The organism is Stappia sp. (assembly GCF_040110915.1).
Taxonomy (GTDB): Bacteria; Pseudomonadota; Alphaproteobacteria; order Rhizobiales; family Stappiaceae; genus Stappia.
The window spans coordinates 976302-994348 of sequence record NZ_CP157793.1 but is presented as its reverse complement, the minus strand read 5'-3'; the positions used below and the strand labels follow the sequence as shown (position 1 = coordinate 994348).

General features: G+C 68.3%; 16 protein-coding genes. 8 read left to right on the top strand and 8 right to left on the bottom strand.

Going from position 1 to position 18047, the window contains the following annotated elements:
* Positions 1–509 precede the first annotated feature (509 nt).
* From ABL312_RS04410 to ABL312_RS04390, 5 genes are all read left to right on the top strand, one after another.
* Complete coding sequence (locus ABL312_RS04410) at positions 510–1454, top strand: ABC transporter permease (protein WP_349360161.1); 945 nt, start codon at positions 510–512, stop codon at positions 1452–1454.
* Positions 1455–1458: 4 nt separating this feature from the next.
* Positions 1459–2307 (top strand): ABC transporter permease, encoded by an 849-nt coding sequence (locus tag ABL312_RS04405; RefSeq protein WP_349360160.1) that lies wholly within the window; start codon positions 1459–1461, stop codon positions 2305–2307.
* A 1-nt stretch (position 2308) separates the two neighbouring features.
* Positions 2309–3961, top strand: coding sequence for a dipeptide ABC transporter ATP-binding protein (locus tag ABL312_RS04400; RefSeq protein WP_349360159.1), 1653 nt, complete (start codon positions 2309–2311; stop codon positions 3959–3961).
* Positions 3961–4857, top strand: coding sequence for an ROK family protein (locus ABL312_RS04395; RefSeq protein ID WP_349361342.1), 897 nt, complete (start codon positions 3961–3963; stop codon positions 4855–4857). The genes ABL312_RS04400 and ABL312_RS04395 overlap by 1 nt, the downstream gene beginning before the upstream one ends.
* Before the next feature lie 128 nt (positions 4858–4985).
* Positions 4986–5576 carry a YceI family protein gene (locus tag ABL312_RS04390; protein ID WP_349360158.1) on the top strand — a complete coding sequence of 197 codons (591 nt, stop codon included), beginning with the start codon at positions 4986–4988 and terminating at the stop codon, positions 5574–5576.
* Between the two features lie 85 nt (positions 5577–5661).
* Here the strand turns inward: ABL312_RS04390 and ABL312_RS04385 are convergent, their stop codons facing one another.
* The 8 genes from ABL312_RS04385 to ABL312_RS04350 all read right to left on the bottom strand — a co-directional run bounded on the left by ABL312_RS04385 (position 5662) and on the right by ABL312_RS04350 (position 14402).
* The gene (locus tag ABL312_RS04385) at positions 5662–6342 is read right to left on the bottom strand and encodes a cupin domain-containing protein (RefSeq protein ID WP_349360157.1); all 681 of its coding nucleotides are present in this window, start codon (positions 6340–6342) and stop codon (positions 5662–5664) included.
* A 150-nt stretch (positions 6343–6492) separates the two neighbouring features.
* Positions 6493–7737 carry a phosphoglycerate dehydrogenase gene (gene serA, locus ABL312_RS04380; RefSeq protein ID WP_349360156.1) on the bottom strand — a complete coding sequence of 415 codons (1245 nt, stop codon included), beginning with the start codon at positions 7735–7737 and terminating at the stop codon, positions 6493–6495.
* 109 nt (positions 7738–7846) lie between these two features.
* Positions 7847–8722: an N-formylglutamate amidohydrolase gene (locus tag ABL312_RS04375; protein ID WP_349360155.1), complete on the bottom strand. Its 876-nt coding sequence runs from the start codon at positions 8720–8722 to the stop codon at positions 7847–7849.
* A 5-nt stretch (positions 8723–8727) separates the two neighbouring features.
* A complete protein-coding gene (locus ABL312_RS04370) occupies positions 8728–9726 on the bottom strand; it encodes an oligopeptide/dipeptide ABC transporter ATP-binding protein (RefSeq protein WP_349360154.1) in 999 nt (332 codons plus the stop codon).
* Entirely contained in the window at positions 9723–10724 is a 1002-nt protein-coding gene (locus ABL312_RS04365) for an ABC transporter ATP-binding protein (RefSeq protein WP_349360153.1), read from the bottom strand. The genes ABL312_RS04370 and ABL312_RS04365 overlap by 4 nt, the downstream gene beginning before the upstream one ends.
* 7 nt (positions 10725–10731) lie before the next feature.
* A complete protein-coding gene (locus ABL312_RS04360; protein ID WP_349360152.1) occupies positions 10732–11682 on the bottom strand; it encodes an ABC transporter permease in 951 nt (316 codons plus the stop codon).
* Between the two features lie 23 nt (positions 11683–11705).
* Positions 11706–12683, bottom strand: coding sequence for an ABC transporter permease (locus tag ABL312_RS04355; RefSeq protein ID WP_349360151.1), 978 nt, complete (start codon positions 12681–12683; stop codon positions 11706–11708).
* 126 nt (positions 12684–12809) lie between these two features.
* On the bottom strand, positions 12810–14402 hold the full coding sequence (locus ABL312_RS04350; protein ID WP_349360150.1) for an ABC transporter substrate-binding protein: 1593 nt from the start codon (positions 14400–14402) through the stop codon (positions 12810–12812).
* 224 nt (positions 14403–14626) lie between these two features.
* On the opposite strand from ABL312_RS04350, the gene ABL312_RS04345 reads away from it, so the two are divergent.
* From ABL312_RS04345 to ABL312_RS04335, 3 genes are read left to right on the top strand one after another with little or no spacing between them, the layout of a single operon-like run.
* Positions 14627–15607 carry a LysR family transcriptional regulator gene (locus ABL312_RS04345; protein ID WP_349360149.1) on the top strand — a complete coding sequence of 327 codons (981 nt, stop codon included), beginning with the start codon at positions 14627–14629 and terminating at the stop codon, positions 15605–15607.
* Positions 15608–15630: 23 nt separating this feature from the next.
* On the top strand, positions 15631–16797 hold the full coding sequence (gene argE / locus ABL312_RS04340) for an acetylornithine deacetylase (protein ID WP_349360148.1): 1167 nt from the start codon (positions 15631–15633) through the stop codon (positions 16795–16797).
* 46 nt (positions 16798–16843) lie between these two features.
* Positions 16844–17833 carry a succinylglutamate desuccinylase/aspartoacylase family protein gene (locus tag ABL312_RS04335; RefSeq protein WP_349360147.1) on the top strand — a complete coding sequence of 330 codons (990 nt, stop codon included), beginning with the start codon at positions 16844–16846 and terminating at the stop codon, positions 17831–17833.
* Positions 17834–18047 lie beyond the last annotated feature (214 nt).

Sequence of the window (18047 nt, the reverse complement as noted above, 5' to 3'; positions counted from 1 at the left end):
AAAGAAACGCCGCGCGACGAGAAAGGTCGTCGGAAGGACGCACGCACAGCCGCCGCGATACGCGACGTTTCGTCGAACTCATCGATCATTGCGCGTCTGTATAACCGGACGGAACCGAAAATTCAAATCGGGCCCCATCTGCTTACCCGTCGCAACAATGACAGGACGCGTGTCAGCGACAACCTTTCACCACGCCGAAACGTCTTTCGCCACGGGCGGAGCGGGATGCGAAAACCCTAGCATTCATGCGGATGGCCGTAACGTCACTTTCATCGCCCCGAAACACCCCGGTTCGGGCCTCCCCGACGCCCTCCCGCGCGCGGTTTCCCCCTGTGGATAGAGTCCGCCTCGCGGAGCGCCTTGCCGCGGGTACGGCCGGTGTTTTTCGCGCCCGATGCCCGCCCGCGGCTTTGCTTGGTCCCGGTTCCGCGCTAGCCTTCGCCCCCCGCGTGTTACACCGCCGCGCGTCGTTCACCCCCGCACGACAGCGAACGAAGGTTTGCCCCTCGATGCTGGTCTATGCCGCCAAACGCTTCGCCAGCCTCGCCGCGACGCTTCTCGTCGCCACGCTGCTGGTGTTTCTGGTGCTGGAGGTGTTGCCCGGGGACCCGGCCGAGGTGATGCTCGGCGTCAACGCGCAAGCCGACACGCTCGCGGCCCTGCGCGCCGAGCTCGGGCTCGACCGGCCCGCCCCGACCCGCTACCTCGACTGGGTCGCCGGCTTCGCCACCGGGGATCTGGGCACCAGCTACACCTATTCCGTGCCGGTCGCCGATCTGGTGGCCGACCGGGTGACCGTGTCCCTGCCGCTCGCGCTGATCGCGTTGGCGCTCTCGACCCTCATCGCCCTTCCGATCGGTGTCTATGCGGCTCGCCATCGCGGGGGCTGGCAGGACGGCGGCATCATGGCGCTCACGCAGATCGGCATCGCCGTGCCGAACTTCTGGTTCGCGATGCTGCTGGTCTATCTCTTTGCCGTCACGCTGCGGCTGGTGCCGTCGGGCGGCTTTCCCGGCTGGGAGGCGGGGCTCCTGCCCGCCCTGCAGGCGCTGATCCTGCCGGCCGTGGCGCTCGCCCTGCCCCAGGCCGCGATCCTCGCCCGCGTGATGCGCTCCGCCCTCATCGACGCCCTGCACGAGGACTACGTGCGCACCGCCCGTGCAAAGGGGCTCACCCGCCATGCCGCGCTGTGGCGCCATGCGGTGCGCAATGCCGTCATTCCGGTGCTGACCATCCTCGGCCTGCAATTCTCCTTCCTGATCGCCGGGACGATCATCATCGAGAACGTCTTCTATCTGCCCGGGCTCGGACGGCTGATCTTCCAGGCGATCACCCAGCGCGACCTGATCGTGGTCAAGAGCGTGGTGGTGCTGCTGGTCGCAAGCGTCATTCTGGTGACCTTTCTGGTCGATCTGGCCTATGCCGCCGCCGATCCCCGGTTGAGGACGCGCTGAGCCGATGCAGCACGCCCGCGTCCCCCTCGCCGCCCTTCGCCGGCACCGCGCGCTGATCGCCGGCGGCGCGATCGTCGCGACCGTTCTGCTGGCCGCGCTCCTTTCGCTGGTCTGGACGCCCTATCCGATCGACGTGCTGTCGGTGGCCGACCGGCTTCAGGGCCCTTCGGCGGCGCATCTTCTGGGGACGGATCACTTCGGCCGCGACATCCTGTCGATGCTGATGATCGGCGCGCGCACCTCCATCGCCGTGGCGCTCGTCGCGGTGGGCATCGGCGTGATCGTCGGCGTGCCGCTCGGGCTGCTGGCCGCGGCCAGGGGCGGCTGGCTCGACGAGGGGCTGATGCGCCTCAACGATCTCGTCTTCGCCTTTCCCGCGCTGCTCTCGGCGGTGATGATCACGGCGATCTTCGGACCCGGCGCGATCAACGCGATCCTGGCCATCGGCATCTTCAACATTCCGGTCTTCGCCCGCGTCGCGCGCGGCGGCGCGCTGGCGCTCAAGACGCGGGAGTTCGTGCTGGCCGCCCGCGTGTCCGGCAAGCGCGAGATCCGCATCATCGCCGAACACATCCTGCCCAATATCGCCAATCTGCTGATCGTCCAGGGCACGATCCAGTTCTCGCTCGGCATTCTGGCCGAAGCCGGCCTCTCCTACGTCGGGCTCGGCGCCCAGCCCCCGCTCGCCTCCTGGGGGCGGATGCTGAACGAGGCGCAGACCATGATGGCGCTGGCGCCGTCGCTCGCGCTCTATCCGGGCCTTGCCATCGTGGCGACCGTGATCGGGCTCAATCTGCTGGGCGACGGCCTGCGCGACGCGCTCGATCCCCGTCTCAAGCGACGGGTCGCCTGACATGCTGCTGGAAGCGGAGCGACTTTGCGTCGCCATTCACGGAAAACAGATTTTGAAAGATGTCAGCTTCGCGGTCCGGGCCGGCGAAACGCTGGGCCTCGTCGGCGAGAGCGGCTCGGGCAAGTCGATGACGGCGCTCGCGACCCTGCAACTGCTCCCGCACGGCGCCACGGCGCAAGGCCGGCTGCGGCTCGGCGGCGAGGATCTGCTCGCCCTGTCGGAACCGGCGCTGTGCCGGCTGCGGGGCAAGCGCATCGGCATGGTGTTTCAGGAGCCGATGACCGCGCTCAACCCGGTGAAGAGCATCGGCGCGCAGATCGCCGAGGGCATCCGCTGGCACGAACGCACCACGCGCGCGGTGGCGCATGAGCGCTGCCTGCGGCTGCTCGACCGGGTGGGGCTGACGCGCGCGCGGGTCACGCCCGAGCGCTTCCCGCATCAACTGTCGGGCGGCCAGCGCCAGCGCGTGGTGATCGCCATGGCGATCGCCTGCAAGCCGGATCTGCTCATCGCGGATGAGCCCACCACGGCGCTGGACGTCACCATTCAGGCGCAGATCCTCGCCCTGATCCGCGAGATCGTGGAGGCGGAGACCATGGGCTGCCTGCTGATCAGCCACGACCTCGCCGTGGTGGCGCAGATGGCCGACCGGGTGGCGGTCATGAAGGACGGCGAGATCGTCGAAAGCGGCGCGACCGGCACGCTCTTCGCGCGGCTCGCGCATCCCTATTCCCGGGCCCTGATGGCGGCGTCCGATCACGTGCCGAAGCGCGCCCGCCGTCCCTTGCATGTCGGGCGCGCGGCCGCCGATCCCGTGCTCGTGGGCGTGCGCGATCTGCGCGTGAGTTACCCGCAGGGGCGCAAGCGCCTGTTCCGCAAGGCCGACCGGCTCGCCGCCGTCGACCGCGTCAGCTTCGAGATCCGCGCCGGCCAGTCCATCGGCCTGGTGGGGGAATCGGGCTGCGGCAAGTCGACACTGGCACGCACGCTGCTCGGTCTTCAGGCACCGCAGGCCGGATCGCTCCACGTGCTGGGCCAGGATCCGTTTTCCGCCCGGGGCCGCGAGCGCGAGGCGGTCCATCGCGCCGTGCAGGTCGTCTTTCAGGACCCCTATGGCAGCTTCAATCCGCGCCACCGGATCGGACGGATCGTCGCCGAGCCGCTGCATCTCCTGCGCCACGAGATCGCGCCGGCGGAGGGGCGGGCCCGCGTCGCTCAGGCGCTGGAGGACGTCGGGCTTTCGCCCGCCGACGCGGAGAAATACCCGCACGAGTTTTCCGGCGGGCAGCGTCAGCGCATCGCCATCGCCCGCGCATTGGTCACGCGTCCGCGCCTGATCGTCGCCGACGAGCCGGTCTCGGCCCTCGACGTTTCGATCCGGGCACAGATCCTGGACCTTTTCGCCGACTTGCGGGCCCGCCTCGGCCTCGCCTATCTGTTCATCTCGCACGATCTGAGCGTCGTGCGCGCCATCACCGACGACGTGCTCGTCATGAACGGCGGGCGGATCGTCGAACGCGGCCGGACCGCGCGGGTGTTCGATCACCCCCGCCATCCCTATACGCGGATGCTGGTCGCGGCCGCGCCCACCCTGCGCGGCGCGCTCGCCGCCCGGCGCACGGGCGGCCTGCCCGGCACACAGGAGACCTCATGATGCGGCTCGGGATCGACTGGGGCGGCACGAAGATGGAGATCATTGCGTTGGACGCGGCCGGCGCGGAGCGGTTTCGCGCCCGCCGCCCGACGCCGCGCGGCGACTATGACGCCTGCATTCGAGCCGTCGTCGAGCTTGTGGCGGAGGCCGAGACCGTCACCGGCGAAAGCGGCACGGTGGGCCTCGGCATTCCCGGCTCGCTGTCGCCGGCGACCGGCCTCGTCAAGAACGCCAATTCCACCTGGATGAACGGCAAGCCGCTCGACCGGGATCTGGAGGCCGCGCTCGGCCGCCCCGTGCGCATCCAGAACGATGCCAATTGCCTCGCGGTCTCGGAAGCGACCGACGGCGCCGGAGCCGGCGCGCATCTGGTCCATGCGATCATCATCGGGACGGGCTGCGGATCGGGCATCGCCATCGACGGCCGGGCGCTGCGCGGGGCGAACGGGATCGCCGGCGAATGGGGCAATGTCACCCTGCCCTGGATGCGCGAGGACGAGTTTCCCGGCCCCGACTGCTGGACCGGCCATCGCGGCACGATCGACCGGCTGTGCTCCGGGACCGGCCTGCAATGGGACTATGAGACGACCACCGGCACCGCACTCACGGGGGCGGACATTGTCGCGCGGATGCGCGAAGGCGAGCGGGCCGCCGGGGCGAGTTTCGCGCGCTACGTCTCGCGCCTCGGGCGGGCCATGGCGATGGCCGCCAATCTGCTCGATCCGGATGTCTTCGTGCTGGGCGGCGGGTTGTCCAACGTCGCCGAACTCTACGACCGGCTGCCGGACGCCATGGCGCCCTACATCTTCTCCGACCGCTATACCGTGCCGATCCGCAAGGCGCGCCACGGCGACAGTTCCGGCGTGCGCGGGGCCGCCTGGCTCTGGGGCGGCTGACCGCCGTCGCCGGCCCTCATGCGGCGCTCCCCCTCCCCTTGGCCACCGTCGCGCCTATATCGAACGGCGGGGCAGACGCATCGGGGCCGTTGAACCGAGGCACGGGCAACCCGAACAGGAGGGAATTCATGCGCAAGGCTTTTCCGCTTGCTGCAAGCACGGTGGTCGCCGGTCTTCTCGCGGCCGCACCGGCGCTCGCCGAACCGCGCGACTACGTCATCGACAAGAGCCATTTCTCCATCGTGTTCAATGCCGATCACATCGGCTACGCGCCGACCTGGGGCATGTTCCTCGACGGCGAGGGCTCCTTCACCTTCGATGAGGAAACGCGGGACCTGTCGGATCTGCGCGTCACCATCGATCCGGCGAGCGTCTTTTCCAATGACGACGCGCGCGACGGGCATTTGCGCTCCAAGGACTTCCTCGACGCCGAGGCCCATCCCGAGATCACCTTCGTGATGACCGGGGCGGAAGAAAAGACGGAGCGCACCGGCACGGTCACCGGCGATCTCACCCTGCGCGGCGTCACCCGGCCGGTCACGCTGGACGTCACCTGGAACAAGAGCGGCGCCTACCCCTGGGGCGAGAACTACGTCATCGGCATCAGCGCCCGCACGACGCTGACGCGTTCCGACTTCGGCATGACCTATGCCGTCGACAACGGGCTCGTCGGCGACGAGGTCGAAATCCGCATCGATCTCGAGGCGATCCGACAGTAGGCTCAGTAAGTAGCTCCCGCCCACACGCAGGTCGGGCACCGGCCGCGCCCTCTTCGGCGGGGCCGGAACTCCGCCCGCTTGCGATCTAGTCGGCGGACGGCGCCCGCACGTCGCGCAGATGGCCGGTCTTGACGAAGAGGCGCGCGCCCGTCGGCCCGGCCGTCGCGGCCAGCGGCGCACCCACCGGCAGGCGCAGCCAGCCGGCCGGCTCGAAGCTCTCGCCGGCATGCGAAAATCCGCCGGCGACGACAAAGATCTCCGCCCCGCCGTCGGGGGCGAGGCGGACCTCCGCGCCGGGCTCCCAGATCTCGATGCGCACGTCCTCCCGGCCGTCGGCGAAGAGCGGGATCACCGACACGCCCGGCCGGTCGCGATGCGGGACCGGTGTCGCCTGCGTCGTGTCGACGATCACATGAGTGCGATCCTCGGGATCGAACTGCCACAGCTTGACCAGGATGGTGCAGCCCGGCGCCGAGGCCGGCGTGTGGCGCGAGCCCGGCGGATTGCGGACATAGGTGCCGGCGGGATAATCGCCGTGCTCGTCCTGGAAGACGCCGTCGAGCACCAGGAATTCCTCACCGCCGCCATGGGTATGGGCGGAAAAGGCGCTGCCGGCATCGTAGCGCACGATGGAGGTGGCGCGGGCCAGCTCGTCGCCGATCCGGTCGAGCATGCGCCGGCTGACGCCGGGCATCGGCGACGGCGTCCAGTCGAGATCCCCGGCATGCACGACCGCCGGTTCGGCGAAATCCGCGTTGAGGTCCATTGTCCTGCCCCTTTGTTTCCGGGCGACCGCCGACGCCTGTGGGTGGCAGCCGGCGGGCCGCCTTCACTGACAAGGTGGCGCAGCTTTTCCTGGGATCAAGACAGTCAGGCGGCCTTGTGGCCGGCCTTGTAGTCGATCTGGCGGTCGGACCTACACCCGGTTGAGCAGCCGCGCGCGGATCGTGCCGGAGAGACCTCGGATTTCCTCCAGCAGATCGACGGCGTTCTCGACCGGCCCGTCGGCGTCGAGCACGACATAGCCGATCTCGCCGTCGGTCTGGTAATGCTGCGCGGCGATGTTGATCTTCCAGGCGGCGAAGAGATCGTTGAGCTTGCCGAGTTCGCCGGGCAGGTTGCGCTGCACCTGGATGAAGCGGGTGTTCTCCGTGCCCTTGGGCAATTGCACCTGGGGGAAGTTCACCGCGCCGATCGTCGAGCCGACGTCGGAGTATTCCACCAGCCGCCTGGCGACTTCCTCGCCGATCCGCTCCTGCGCCTCTTCCGTCGAGCCGCCGACATGCGGTGTCAGGATCACGTTGTCGAGGCCGCGCAGCCGCGAGACGAACTCCTCGTCGTTCGACTTGGGCTCGCTCGGGAAGACATCGACCGCAGCCCCCGCGAGATGACCGCTTTCCAGCGCGTCGGCGAGCGCGTCGATGTCCAGCACCGTGCCGCGCGCGTTGTTGATCAGATAGGCGCCCTTTTTCATGGCGGCGATCTGCTCGCGCCCGATCATGCCGCGCGTTTCCGGCGTCTGCGGCAGGTGCAGCGACACCACGTCCGCCTCGCGCATCAGCTGGTCGAGCGAGGCGACGGGCTCGACGTTGCCGTGCCGCAGCTTGTCGGTCTGGTCGAAATAGATGACGCGCATGCCCATCGCCTCGGCCAGCACCGCAAGCTGCGAGCCGATGTTGCCATAGCCGACGATGCCGAGCGTCTTGCCGCGCACCTCGTTGCTGCCGACCGCCGTTTTCAGCCATTTGCCGCGATGCGCGGCCATGGACTTCTGGAAGGTGCCGCGCATCAGCATGACGATCTCGGCGACGGTCAGTTCGGCCACGCTGCGGGTGTTGGAAAACGGCGCGTTGAACACGGTGATGCCGCGCCGGTTGGCCTCCACCAGGTCGACCTGATTGGTGCCGACGGAGAAGCAGCCGACCGCGACCAGCGTCTGCGCGGCTTCCAGGATCTCCGCGTCGACCTGGGTGCGCGAGCGGATGCCGAGGATATGCACGCCCTGAAGCGCGTCCTTGAGGGCATCCTTGTCGAGCGCGGTCTTCAGTGTCTGGACGTTGGTGTAGCCCGCGTCGGCGAGCACGGCGGTCGCCGTGGGGCTGATGCCTTCCAGCAGCAGCCAGCGGATCTGGTTCTTGGGGCGCGACAGGCCGGTCATCATGAGAAGGTCATCCGTCGGTCTTGGGAGGTGGCGCGCATGCGCGCGAGGAGACCGCGTTCTCGTGCCCTGTCTGGCGGAAAAATTCAACTGCGCGCCCGCGCATGGCCGCTCAGCGCGCCGCGACCCAATCGCGCATCCGCGCCACGAAACGGGTCAGCCGGTCGCGCGTCGCGTCGAAATCTGCCGTCTTCTCATAGGTTTCGACATCCATGTAGAGCGCGCGGTTCACCTCCACCTGCAGCGAATGCACCCCGCCGCGCGGATCGCCGTGCCGGCGCAGGATCTCCGCGCCCTTGAAGGGATCGTTGATCGCAATGTCAAACCCCAGATCGCACAGGGCCGCATGGGCGGCGGCCAGGAAATCCGGGCCGCAGCTCGTCCCCTCACGGTCGGAGAGCACGATGTCGGGGCGGCGCGATCCGGTCGCATCCTCATGCATGGAATTGGCAACCGGCTGCATGGAATGCAGGTCGAGATGATAGGCGGCGCCGGTTCGCGCCCGGGCCTCGGCCAGGAGATCGGCGAGCGCGGCGTGATAGGGGTGCCAGAAGCGCGCAAGCCGCGCTTCATACTCTGCCCGGGCAAGCTTGCGGGCCAGAAGCGGCGCGCCGTCGGGCGGGGTCGCGGTCCAGATCACCCCCTTGCCGAGGCGTGCCTTGGCGCTCGGGGCGAGCGTCAGACCGTCCGGGTCGGCGAGCGCATCGGGCGCGAGATCGTCCGGCGCCCGGTTCACGTCGCAATAGATGCGGGCGAAGCGCGCGGCGAAGAGCGGGCAGCCGAGATCGGGGGCGGCGGAAAACAGCGCGTCGACATACATGTCCTCCGCCCGCCGATAGCGCTCCGGCGGCTGGCAGGGTGCGAAATCCTCCGGATACCAGGTGCCCGAATGCGGGCTGTCGAGCACCAGCGGCACGGCGACGCCCGAGGGTCGGCGGACCTCGAACAGGGCGTCCGCCGCCGCCCCTTGGCGATGATCCGCGCGCATGGGGCTCAGCCGTCGTTGAGGTGACAGGCGGCGAGGCGGCCCGGGGCGACTTCCTTCAAGGCCGGCGCCTCCTCGCGGCAACGCGCCATCGCATGCGGGCAGCGCGGATGGAAATGGCAGCCCTTCGGCGGGTCGATGGGCGACGGGATCTCGCCCTTGATCGGCTGGAACACCCGCTTGCGCGTGTCGATGCGCGGCACCTCGTCGAGCAGCGCCTTGGCATAGGGGTGGTTCGGGCCGGCGAAAAGGTCCTCCGTCGGCGCGCTTTCCACCACGCGGCCGAGGTACATGATCACCACCCGGTCGGCGAGATGCTCGACCACGCCCAGATCGTGCGAGATGAAGAGATAGGTGAGGCCCAGGTCCGCGCGCAGATCCATGAAGAGGTTGAGCACCTGCGCCTGGATCGACACGTCGAGCGCGGCGATGCTCTCGTCGCACACCAGAAAGTCCGGCTCGACCGCAAGCGCCCGCGCGATGCCGATGCGCTGGCGCTGGCCGCCGGAGAACTGATGCGGATAGCGGCTCTTGAAGCTCGGGTCGAGCCCGACGCGCAAGAGCATCTTGTCGACATAGTCCGACACCTCGCCGGCCGAGACGAGCCCGTGCACCCGGGGTGCCTCGCCGACGATGTCGCGCACCCGCATGCGCGGATTGAGCGAGGACATGGGATCCTGGAAGATCATCTGGATCTTGAGCATTGCGTCGCGCCGGGCCGCGCCCGACAGGCCCGCCACATCAGCGCCACGCCACAGCACCCGGCCCGCGCTCGCCGCATGGACGCCCGCGACCACCCGCCCGAGCGTCGACTTGCCGCAGCCCGATTCGCCGACGAGCCCGACGACCTCGCCTTCCGCGACATCGAGCGACACGTTGTCGACGGCATGCACCACCTCCTCGCGGCGGTTGCCGCCGAACAGGTTGACGATCTTTTCCGCCGCATCCAGGCGCTTGACGAAACGCTTGGAGACCGCATCGAGGCTCAGCAAGGGATGCGCGCTCACGACCGTCCCTCCGCGCCCTCAAGGGCTTCCTCGACATGCGGGTGATGGCAGCGCACGGCGCGCCCCGGCCCCGCGGCCTCCAGCGCGGGCATGGTGGCGCAGGCCGCGTCGGCGCGCGGGCAGCGGGCCGCGAAACTGCAGCCCGGCGGCAGGGCGAGCAGCGAGGGCGCCATGCCGGGGATCTGGGTCAGCCGGGTGCCGCGCCGGTTGTGGCTCGGAACCGAGCCGACGAGACCGCGCGTGTAGGGGTGACGCGGCGCGTCGAGCACCTCGCCCACCGGCCCTTCCTCCACGATGCGGCCGGCGTACATCACCGCGACCCGGTCGGCGAGCCCGCCGACCACGGCGAGGTCGTGGGTGATCCAGATCATCGCAAGGCCCGTGTCAGCGCAGAGTTTCTGCACCTCGTAGAGGATCTGCGCCTGGATGGTGACGTCGAGCGCGGTGGTCGGCTCGTCCGCGACGATCACGTCGGGCTCGTTCAGCAAAGCGATGGCGATCGCCACGCGCTGGCGCATGCCGCCGGAAAACTGATGCGGATAGGCGGCAAGGCGTTCGTCGGGCGATGGAATGCCGACGCGCGCAAGCGCCGCGCGGGCGCGTTCGCGCGCCGCCGTCTCCGAGATCTGCTCATGCGCGCGGATCGCCTCGATCATCTGCGTGTCGATGCGCAGCACGGGATTGAGGGTCATCATCGGGTCCTGGAAGATCATGGCGATGCGCTTGCCGCGCAGCCTGCGCCACTGGTCCTCCGACGCCCCGACGAGATCCTCGCCGGCGAGCCGGATCGTGCCGTCGACCACCCGGCCCGGCGGATCGACCAGCCCCATCAGCGAAAAGCCGGTGACCGTCTTGCCCGACCCGCTCTCGCCGACGATGCCCAGCACCTCGCCGCGCTTGAGCGAGAAGGACACGCCGTCGACGGCGCGGGCCACGCCCGCCTTGGTGAAGAAATGCGTCTTGAGGTCGGACACCTGAAGCACCGTCTCGTCGCTCATGCCGTCCTCACTTCTGCAGGCGCGGGTTCAACACGTCGCGCAGCTGGTCGCCGACGATGTTGATCGACACGATGGTGATGAGGAGCGCCAGGCCGGGGAAGACGGCGATCCAGTATTTGCCCGACAGCATGTATTCGAACCCGTTGGAGATCAGCAGTCCGAGCGAGGGCTCGGTGGGCGGCAGGCCGACGCCCAGGAAGGACAGCGTCGCCTCCAGCGCGATGGCATGCGCCGTCTGCACCGTGCCGACGACGATCAGCGGGGCGATGCAGTTCGGCAGGATGTGGCGGAAGACGATGCGCGCATGGCCGAGCCCGAGACAGGCGGCGGCCTCCACATATTCGCGCCGGCGCTCGACCAGGGCCGAGGCGCGGACCGTGCGCGCGTAATAGGCCCATTGCGCCACCACCAGCGCGATGATGATCTTGTCGACGCCCTTGCCGAGGATCGCCAGCAGGATCAGCGCGATCAGCACCGCCGGCAGCGACAGTTGCAGATCGACGATGCGCATGATGACCGATTCCGTGCGCCCGCCCGCATAGGCCGCGGCGAGCCCGACCGACATGCCCACGACGATGGCGATCAGCCCCGACATGACGCCGACGGAGAGCGAGATCCGAAGTCCGTAGAAGATCGCGGAGAGCAGGTCGCGCCCGGCCCCGTCCGTGCCGAGCAGGAAGGGCACGCCGTCCATGCTGACGCTGCCCGGCGGCATGCGCGCGTCGAAGATCGACACGGTGGCGAGATCGTAAGGGTCCTGCGGCGAAATCCAGGGCGCGAAGATCGCGATCAGGATGATGAGAAAAAGCACCACGGCCGCGCCCACCGCCAGCGGACTGTCGGCGAAATCCGACAGGAAGCGGCGGAAGGGCGTGTCGGCCCGGGCCGGCGCCGGGACGGGCGCCGCCGGCTCCGGACGGGACGGGCCGGCGGTGGCGTCCGCGGCGGTTTCAGGCATGTCGGAGGAGGTCATCGGCGCGCTCAGTTTCCGCGATCGCCGAGCCGCACGCGCGGATCGAGGACCGAATAAACGATGTCCACCAGCAAGTTGATCACCACGAAGACAACGACGATCATCATCAGGTAGGCGACGATGACCGGACGGTCGAGTTGCTGGATGGATTCGATCAGCAGCTTGCCCATGCCCGGCCAGGCGAAGATCGTCTCCGTGACGACCGAGAAGGCGACCAGCGAGCCGAACTCGAGGCCGAGCACGGTCACAACCGGGATGAGAATGTTCTTCAAAAGGTGCACGCCGACGATGCGCGAGCGCGACAGCCCCTTGGCGCGGGCGAACTTGATGTAGTCCTGCAGCATCGCCTCGCGCGTGCCGGCCCGGGTCAGGCGGATCACCAGCGAGATCTTGAGCAGTGCCAGATTGAGGGCCGGAAGCGCCAGATGGCTCAACCCGTCGAGCGTGAAGAAGGACAGCTCCACGCCCAGCACGTCCACCGTCTCGCCGCGCCCTGTGGAGGGCAGCCAGCCGAGGATCACGGCGAAGACCATGATCATCATGATGCCCACCCAGAAGGTGGGCAGCGAGAAGCCGAGGATCGAGCCGGCCATGATCGTCTTCGACACGCCGCTGTCGGGATAGAGCCCGGCGTAGAGGCCGAGCGGAAGGCCCAGCACGACGGCGAGGAAAAGCGCGGCGAAGGCAAGCTCCAGCGTCGCCGGCATGCGCTCCAGAATGAGCCCGAGCGCCGGTTCGCCGAAGACGAAGGATTGTCCGAGGTCGCCCTGCAGCGCGCTGGTGACGAAGGCCCAGAACTGTTCCCAGATCGGCCGGTCGAGGCCCAGCGCGCGCGTGACCTGTTCGATGTCGGCCTGATCCATGTCGGGCGAGACGAACATGTAGACGGGGTCGCCGACGAAATGGATGCCGAAGAACACGATGACGGCCATGGCGACCATCACGAAGACGCTCTGCAGCATTCGGCGCAGGATGAAGACGCTCATGAGGCGATCCGATCCGGGACGGGACACGCGCCCCGCGCGGCCGCCATGTCGCGGGACGCGGCCGGCACGGGAGGGCGGAGGGGCCGCCGCGCATGCGGCGCCCCCTCCGTGGTCGCGTCGTCAGGGTCAGTCCTTCACCACGCCCTGGGCGAGCGTGTACTCGTCCGTGCGCGGGATGTAGCTGAGGCCCTTCTTGCTGGCCCAGGTGTTGACCTGATAGTGGATCGGGATGATCGCGAGATCCTCGATCGCCATCTCGGTCGCCCTGGCGAGCAGGTCGGCGCGCTTCTCGTCGTCGACCTCCGACAAGGCCTCCTCGATCACCGCGTCCACCTCCGGGTTGGAGTAGCGGCCGCGATTGGCCGTGCCCATGCCCTTGTCCTTGTCGTAGCTGGCGATCAGCGCGCGCAAGGGCGAGGACGCCTCGCCCGAGCCGGCCCCCCAGCCGACGAGGATCAGCGAGAACTCCGGCAGGCCGTCCGCCCCGCTCGAGGCGCGCGAGAAGTAGACCGACCGCGGCATCGTCTCGACCTGCGCCTTGATGCCGATCCGATTGAGCATCTGCGCGATCGCCTCCACGATCTTGGCATCGTTGAGATAGCGGTCGTTGGGGCCGTGGATCGTCAGCTCGAAGCCGTCCGGCACGCCGGCCGCGGCGAGCAGCGCCTTGGCGCCTTCGGGATCGTAGGGCTCGGGCTGAAGGTTCTCCGACACGCCGAAGAAGCCCTCGGGCAGGAGCTGGCCGGCCGGGATCGACAGACCTTCCATCACCCGGTCGCGGATCAGCTCGCGCGAGATCGCCTTGGAGATCGCCTTGCGCACGCGCTGGTCCATCAAGGGGTTCTCGATGTCGCCGCCGCCATTCGCCTTCACGAAGGGCGAGTTCTCGCGAAACTGGTCGATGTGGAGATAGATCACGCGGTTCGACACGCCCTGCGACAGGGTCACGTCGTCGCGCGCCTTGAGCGTCGCGATGTCGGTGGTCGGCACGCCCGAAATCAAGTCGACGTCACCGGCAAGCAGTGCCGCGACGCGCGAGGGCCCCGCCTTGATCGGCTTGAGGGTCACCGTCTCCCAGATCGGCGCCCCGCCCCAGTAGTCGGCGTTGGCCGCGAGCACGATGCGGTCACCGGGCACGTATTCGACGAACTTGAAGGGCCCGGTGCCGACGGAGGCGACACCGTCGTTGAAGTCCTGCGTCGTGCCCGAGCAGCCCTTCTCGTCGGAGATGATGGCGACGTTGCCCAGATCGTTGACCATCAGCGGATAGGGCGCCTCGGTCTTCACGTGCACTGTGAAGTCGTCGATCTTCTCGAAGGTCTTGCCCTTGATGTAGGTGCCGAAACCGGCGGGCGAGTTCGGCACGTTGGGCGCCCGCTCGAAGGTGCAGATCACGTCGTCGGCGGTGAAGGGCGAGCCGTCATGGAAGGTCACGCCCTCGCGCAGCTTGAACTCCCAGGTCGTGTCGTTCACCGGTTGCCACGACACAGCGAGACCCGGCTTGAAGTTCTGCCGGTCGTCCGGATTGGCCAGCCGGTCGTAGATCATGAAGCTGAGCTGGTTGTTCGGCCCGAGATTGTGGAAATGCGGATCGATGGAGGTCGCCTCGGAGGCGACGCCGATGGTCAGATCCTCGGCGGTGGCCGGTGCCGCGAGCGCGACGGCGGAGCACGCCGCGCACGCCAGCGCGCGCACCAGGGGCGCGGTGATGGATGTCATATGCAGTTCTCCCCTCCCGATTCCTGTCGATCTTTGAGGCAGCCAGGGCGGAACCGGATGGAAGAACCCGGGCTGCTGCCGATTTGCGGCTCGAGGCCAACGGCTTGTTGGGAAGGCTATTATTCGCTTATATGATCCTCAATCGAAAAACGATAACAAAAGCGCATATACCTATTCCACGGGTACATAGCCGCAAAGGACCCGGACGTGCGAGCACTGCCCTCATGAGCGATGCGACCAGGGTTCCCCCTCCGGCGGGGAGCGCCGTTCTTTCCCCAAAGGCCGGCTCCGCCGGTTTACCGCGCAATGCCCCCAGCCTGCGCGAGCTGGAGGTGTTGCGCGCCGTCATCACCGAAGGAAAGACGACGGCCGCCGCCCACCGGCTGGGGATCTCCCAGCCGGCGGTCAGCCGCGCCATCGCCCATCTGGAGCGCCGTCTCGGGCGCACGCTTTTCCACAGGTCCGGCAATCGCATCCAGCCCACCTCGGAGGGCCTGGCGCTCAACGAGCAGATCGAGCCGATCTTCGCCACGCTCGCGCGGCTGGACACGCAAACGAGCGACCAGGGCAACCCGAAGCGGCTGCGCATCGCCGCGCCGCCGACGCTCAGCCACCGGCTGCTGACCCGGCTGATCGCGGCCTTCCTGAAGGACAATCCGGATGCGTCGGTGCATCTGGAGATCGGCATGTCGACCACGGTCGCGGCCGCCGTTGCCGACGAAAACGCCGACCTGGGCATCAGCGATCATCTGATCCGCCACGACGGATTGCGCATGCACCCGTTTCGCCACGCCATCGCCCATGCCGCGATTCCGGCCGCGCATCCGCTGGCCGAGCGCAGCGAAATCGTGCCGGAGGATCTCGCCGGCGAGCCCTTCATCGCGCTCACCCGGCGCTTTCACCAGCGCAACGTCTATGACCGCATCTTCGCCGAACGCGGCATCCAGCGCGACATCCGCGCGGAAACCGCGACCAGCATCGCCATCTGCGAGCTGGTGCGCGAAGGCGTGGGCATCGGGCTGGTGAACCCCTTTCCGGTCGCGCAGCGGCGGCTGGAGGGTGTCGTCTTCCGTCGCTTTTCGCCGCGGGTCGACTATCTCACGCAATTCTTCGCCCCCGCCGGGCCGGTCACGCCGATCGCCCAGCGCTTCATCGAACACGCCCGGCGCACGGTCGCGCCGGACGCCTATTCGCATCCGGCCTGAGACCGGAGAAAGGACCCGCCCGCATGCTGACCCCCGCCCCGCCCGCCGCCGCCGAAATCCTCGCCGATCTGGTCGGCTTCGACACCACCAGCCGGGGTTCCAACCTCCCGCTCATCGACTATGTCGAGGCGTTTCTGGCGAGGCGCGGCATCGCCTCGACGCGGATCCCGGACGAAACGGGCGAGAAGGCCAATCTGCTCGCCACCATCGGGCCGGCGGATGTGCCGGGCTACGTGCTGTCGGGACACACCGACGTGGTGCCCGTCGACGGTCAGGACTGGACGAGCGATCCCTTCACGCTCACGCAGCGCGACGGCAGGCTGTTCGGGCGCGGGGCTTGCGACATGAAGGGCTTTCTCGCCTGTTGTCTGGGCCGGGTCGACGCCATGCGCTTGGCCGATCTCAAGCGGCCGATCCACCTCGCCTTTTCCTATGACGAGGAAGTCGGCTGCAAGGGCGTGCCAAGCCTGATCCGCCATCTCGTCGCCACCCACCCGCGCCCGCTCGCCTGCTTCGTCGGCGAGCCGACCGAAATGCAGGTCATCGTCGGCCACAAGGCAAAGCGGTCGTACAGGGCCATCGTCACCGGGCGGACCTGCCATTCCTCGCTCGCGCCCCGGGGTGTCAACGCCGTCGACTATGCCGCGCGGCTGGTGCTCAAGATCCGCGAGATGGGCCAGACGCTCGCAAAGGGCCTGCACGACGACCTCTACGACGTGCCCGTCACCACCGCGCACACCGGCACGATCTCCGGCGGCACCGCGCTCAACATCGTGCCCGACCGCTGCGAGATCGCCTTCGAGTTCCGCGCCCTGCCTCAGGAGGACGCGGATGCGCTGGTCGCCGAGGTGATGCGCTTTGCAGCGGACGAACTGGAGCCGGAGATGCGGGCTGTCGCTCCGGAAACGGGGATTGCCTTCGAGCAGATCTCCAGCTTCCCCGGTCTCGACACCGACATCGACGCCGAGGTGACGCGGCTCGCCAAGCGCCTTGCCGGGCGCAACGACCACGCCAAGGTCGCCTATGGCACGGAAGGCGGACGTTTCGTGGAGATCGGCGCCATCCCGACCATCGTCATCGGACCGGGCTCCATCGAACAGGCGCACAAGGCCGACGAGTTCATCGCGCTCGCCGAACTCGAGAAATGCGACCGCTTTCTCGACCGGGTGATCGAGGACGCCTGCCGCTGAGCCCCGCCTTCCCCGCACGTCCCGCACCACCAACCGGAGCCCCGCCATGGATGCCGCGACACCCGCCACGCCGCCTATCGAGATCGAGAAGGTCGACATCGCCCCCTATCGGAAAGGCAACATCGGCCTAGAGGGCGTCACCACCTTCGACAGCGGGGTGCCGGGACCGCATGTGGCGGTCTCGGCCATCGTGCATGGCAACGAATTGTGCGGCCCCGTCGCCCTCGACTGGCTGTTTCGCAACGAGGTGCGGCCAGAGCGCGGCAAGCTCTCGCTGGTTTTCGTCAATCTCGACGCCTACGATCTCTTCGACCCGGACGATCCCTTCGCCACGCGCTTCGCCGACGAGGACATGAACCGGCTGTGGCAGAGCGCGACGCTCGACGACGACACCACCCGCGAGCGCCGCCGCGCCCGCGAACTGCGCCCCTTCGTCGACACCGTCGATCTGCTGCTCGACCTGCATTCGATGCAGAACCCCGGTCCGGCGCTGATGCTCTCCGGCCCCCTGCCCAAGGGGCGTGCGCTCGCCCGCGCCGTCGGCGTGCCGGAGCTCGTCGTCGCCGACGCGGGACATGCCGCCGGCAAGCGGCTGCGCGACTATGCCGGATTTTCGGACCCCAACAGCGCGAAGACCGCGTTGCTCGTCGAATGCGGCCAGCATTGGGAACGCGCCAGCGCCGACGTCGCGCTGGAGACCACCCTGCGCTTCCTGCAGGCGACGGGAACGATCGCGCCGCAGGTCGGCGCGGATGTGCTGGCGCGCCGTCCGGCCCCGGCCGCCCAGCGCTTCATCGAGATCGTGGAGGTCGTCACCATCGAGACGGACGCCTTCCGCTTCACCGACGATTATCTCGGCGGCGAGGTGGTGCCCAAGGCAGGCACCGTGATCGCCCATGACGGCGCACGTCCCGTGACCACGCCGGAAGACGACATGATGCTGATCATGCCGAACCGGCGCCCGGTCGCGGGCACCACGGGCGTCAGACTCGGCCGGTTCGTGCCCGACGGGCAAAATACTTTAGAGTTCAAGTAAATCTGCGATCCGTGAAAAATGACCTGTCGCGCATCTACAGCGTTGCGCGGCCCGTCGCCTTGCGCTACTGACAGGGTATGAGTATCGCGACGATCAAGATCAACGGCTGGTGGTGGCGCCCCTGACACAGGCGGCACACGACCGATCGTGACCTTGCGTCACTTGCGACAATCGGAAAGGCCGCCGCGGGACCCCGCCGGCGGCTTTGTCATGT

Bases quoted from the DNA above. Each gene is read 5' to 3' on its own strand.
- ABL312_RS04410 (WP_349360161.1), top strand. From the start codon at position 510: ATGCTGGTCTATGCCGCCAAACGCTTCGCCAGCCTCGCCGCGACGCTT.
- ABL312_RS04405 (WP_349360160.1), top strand. From the start codon at position 1,459: ATGCAGCACGCCCGCGTCCCCCTCGCCGCCCTTCGCCGGCACCGCGCG.
- ABL312_RS04400 (WP_349360159.1), top strand. From the start codon at position 2,309: ATGCTGCTGGAAGCGGAGCGACTTTGCGTCGCCATTCACGGAAAACAG.
- ABL312_RS04395 (WP_349361342.1), top strand. From the start codon at position 3,961: ATGCGGCTCGGGATCGACTGGGGCGGCACGAAGATGGAGATCATTGCG.
- ABL312_RS04390 (WP_349360158.1), top strand. From the start codon at position 4,986: ATGCGCAAGGCTTTTCCGCTTGCTGCAAGCACGGTGGTCGCCGGTCTT.
- ABL312_RS04385 (WP_349360157.1), bottom strand. From the start codon at position 6,342: ATGGACCTCAACGCGGATTTCGCCGAACCGGCGGTCGTGCATGCCGGG.
- serA (WP_349360156.1), bottom strand. From the start codon at position 7,737: ATGATGACCGGCCTGTCGCGCCCCAAGAACCAGATCCGCTGGCTGCTG.
- ABL312_RS04375 (WP_349360155.1), bottom strand. From the start codon at position 8,722: ATGCGCGCGGATCATCGCCAAGGGGCGGCGGCGGACGCCCTGTTCGAG.
- ABL312_RS04365 (WP_349360153.1), bottom strand. From the start codon at position 10,724: ATGAGCGACGAGACGGTGCTTCAGGTGTCCGACCTCAAGACGCATTTC.
- ABL312_RS04360 (WP_349360152.1), bottom strand. From the start codon at position 11,682: ATGCCTGAAACCGCCGCGGACGCCACCGCCGGCCCGTCCCGTCCGGAG.
- ABL312_RS04355 (WP_349360151.1), bottom strand. From the start codon at position 12,683: ATGAGCGTCTTCATCCTGCGCCGAATGCTGCAGAGCGTCTTCGTGATG.
- ABL312_RS04350 (WP_349360150.1), bottom strand. From the start codon at position 14,402: ATGACATCCATCACCGCGCCCCTGGTGCGCGCGCTGGCGTGCGCGGCG.
- ABL312_RS04345 (WP_349360149.1), top strand. From the start codon at position 14,627: ATGAGCGATGCGACCAGGGTTCCCCCTCCGGCGGGGAGCGCCGTTCTT.
- argE (WP_349360148.1), top strand. From the start codon at position 15,631: ATGCTGACCCCCGCCCCGCCCGCCGCCGCCGAAATCCTCGCCGATCTG.
- ABL312_RS04335 (WP_349360147.1), top strand. From the start codon at position 16,844: ATGGATGCCGCGACACCCGCCACGCCGCCTATCGAGATCGAGAAGGTC.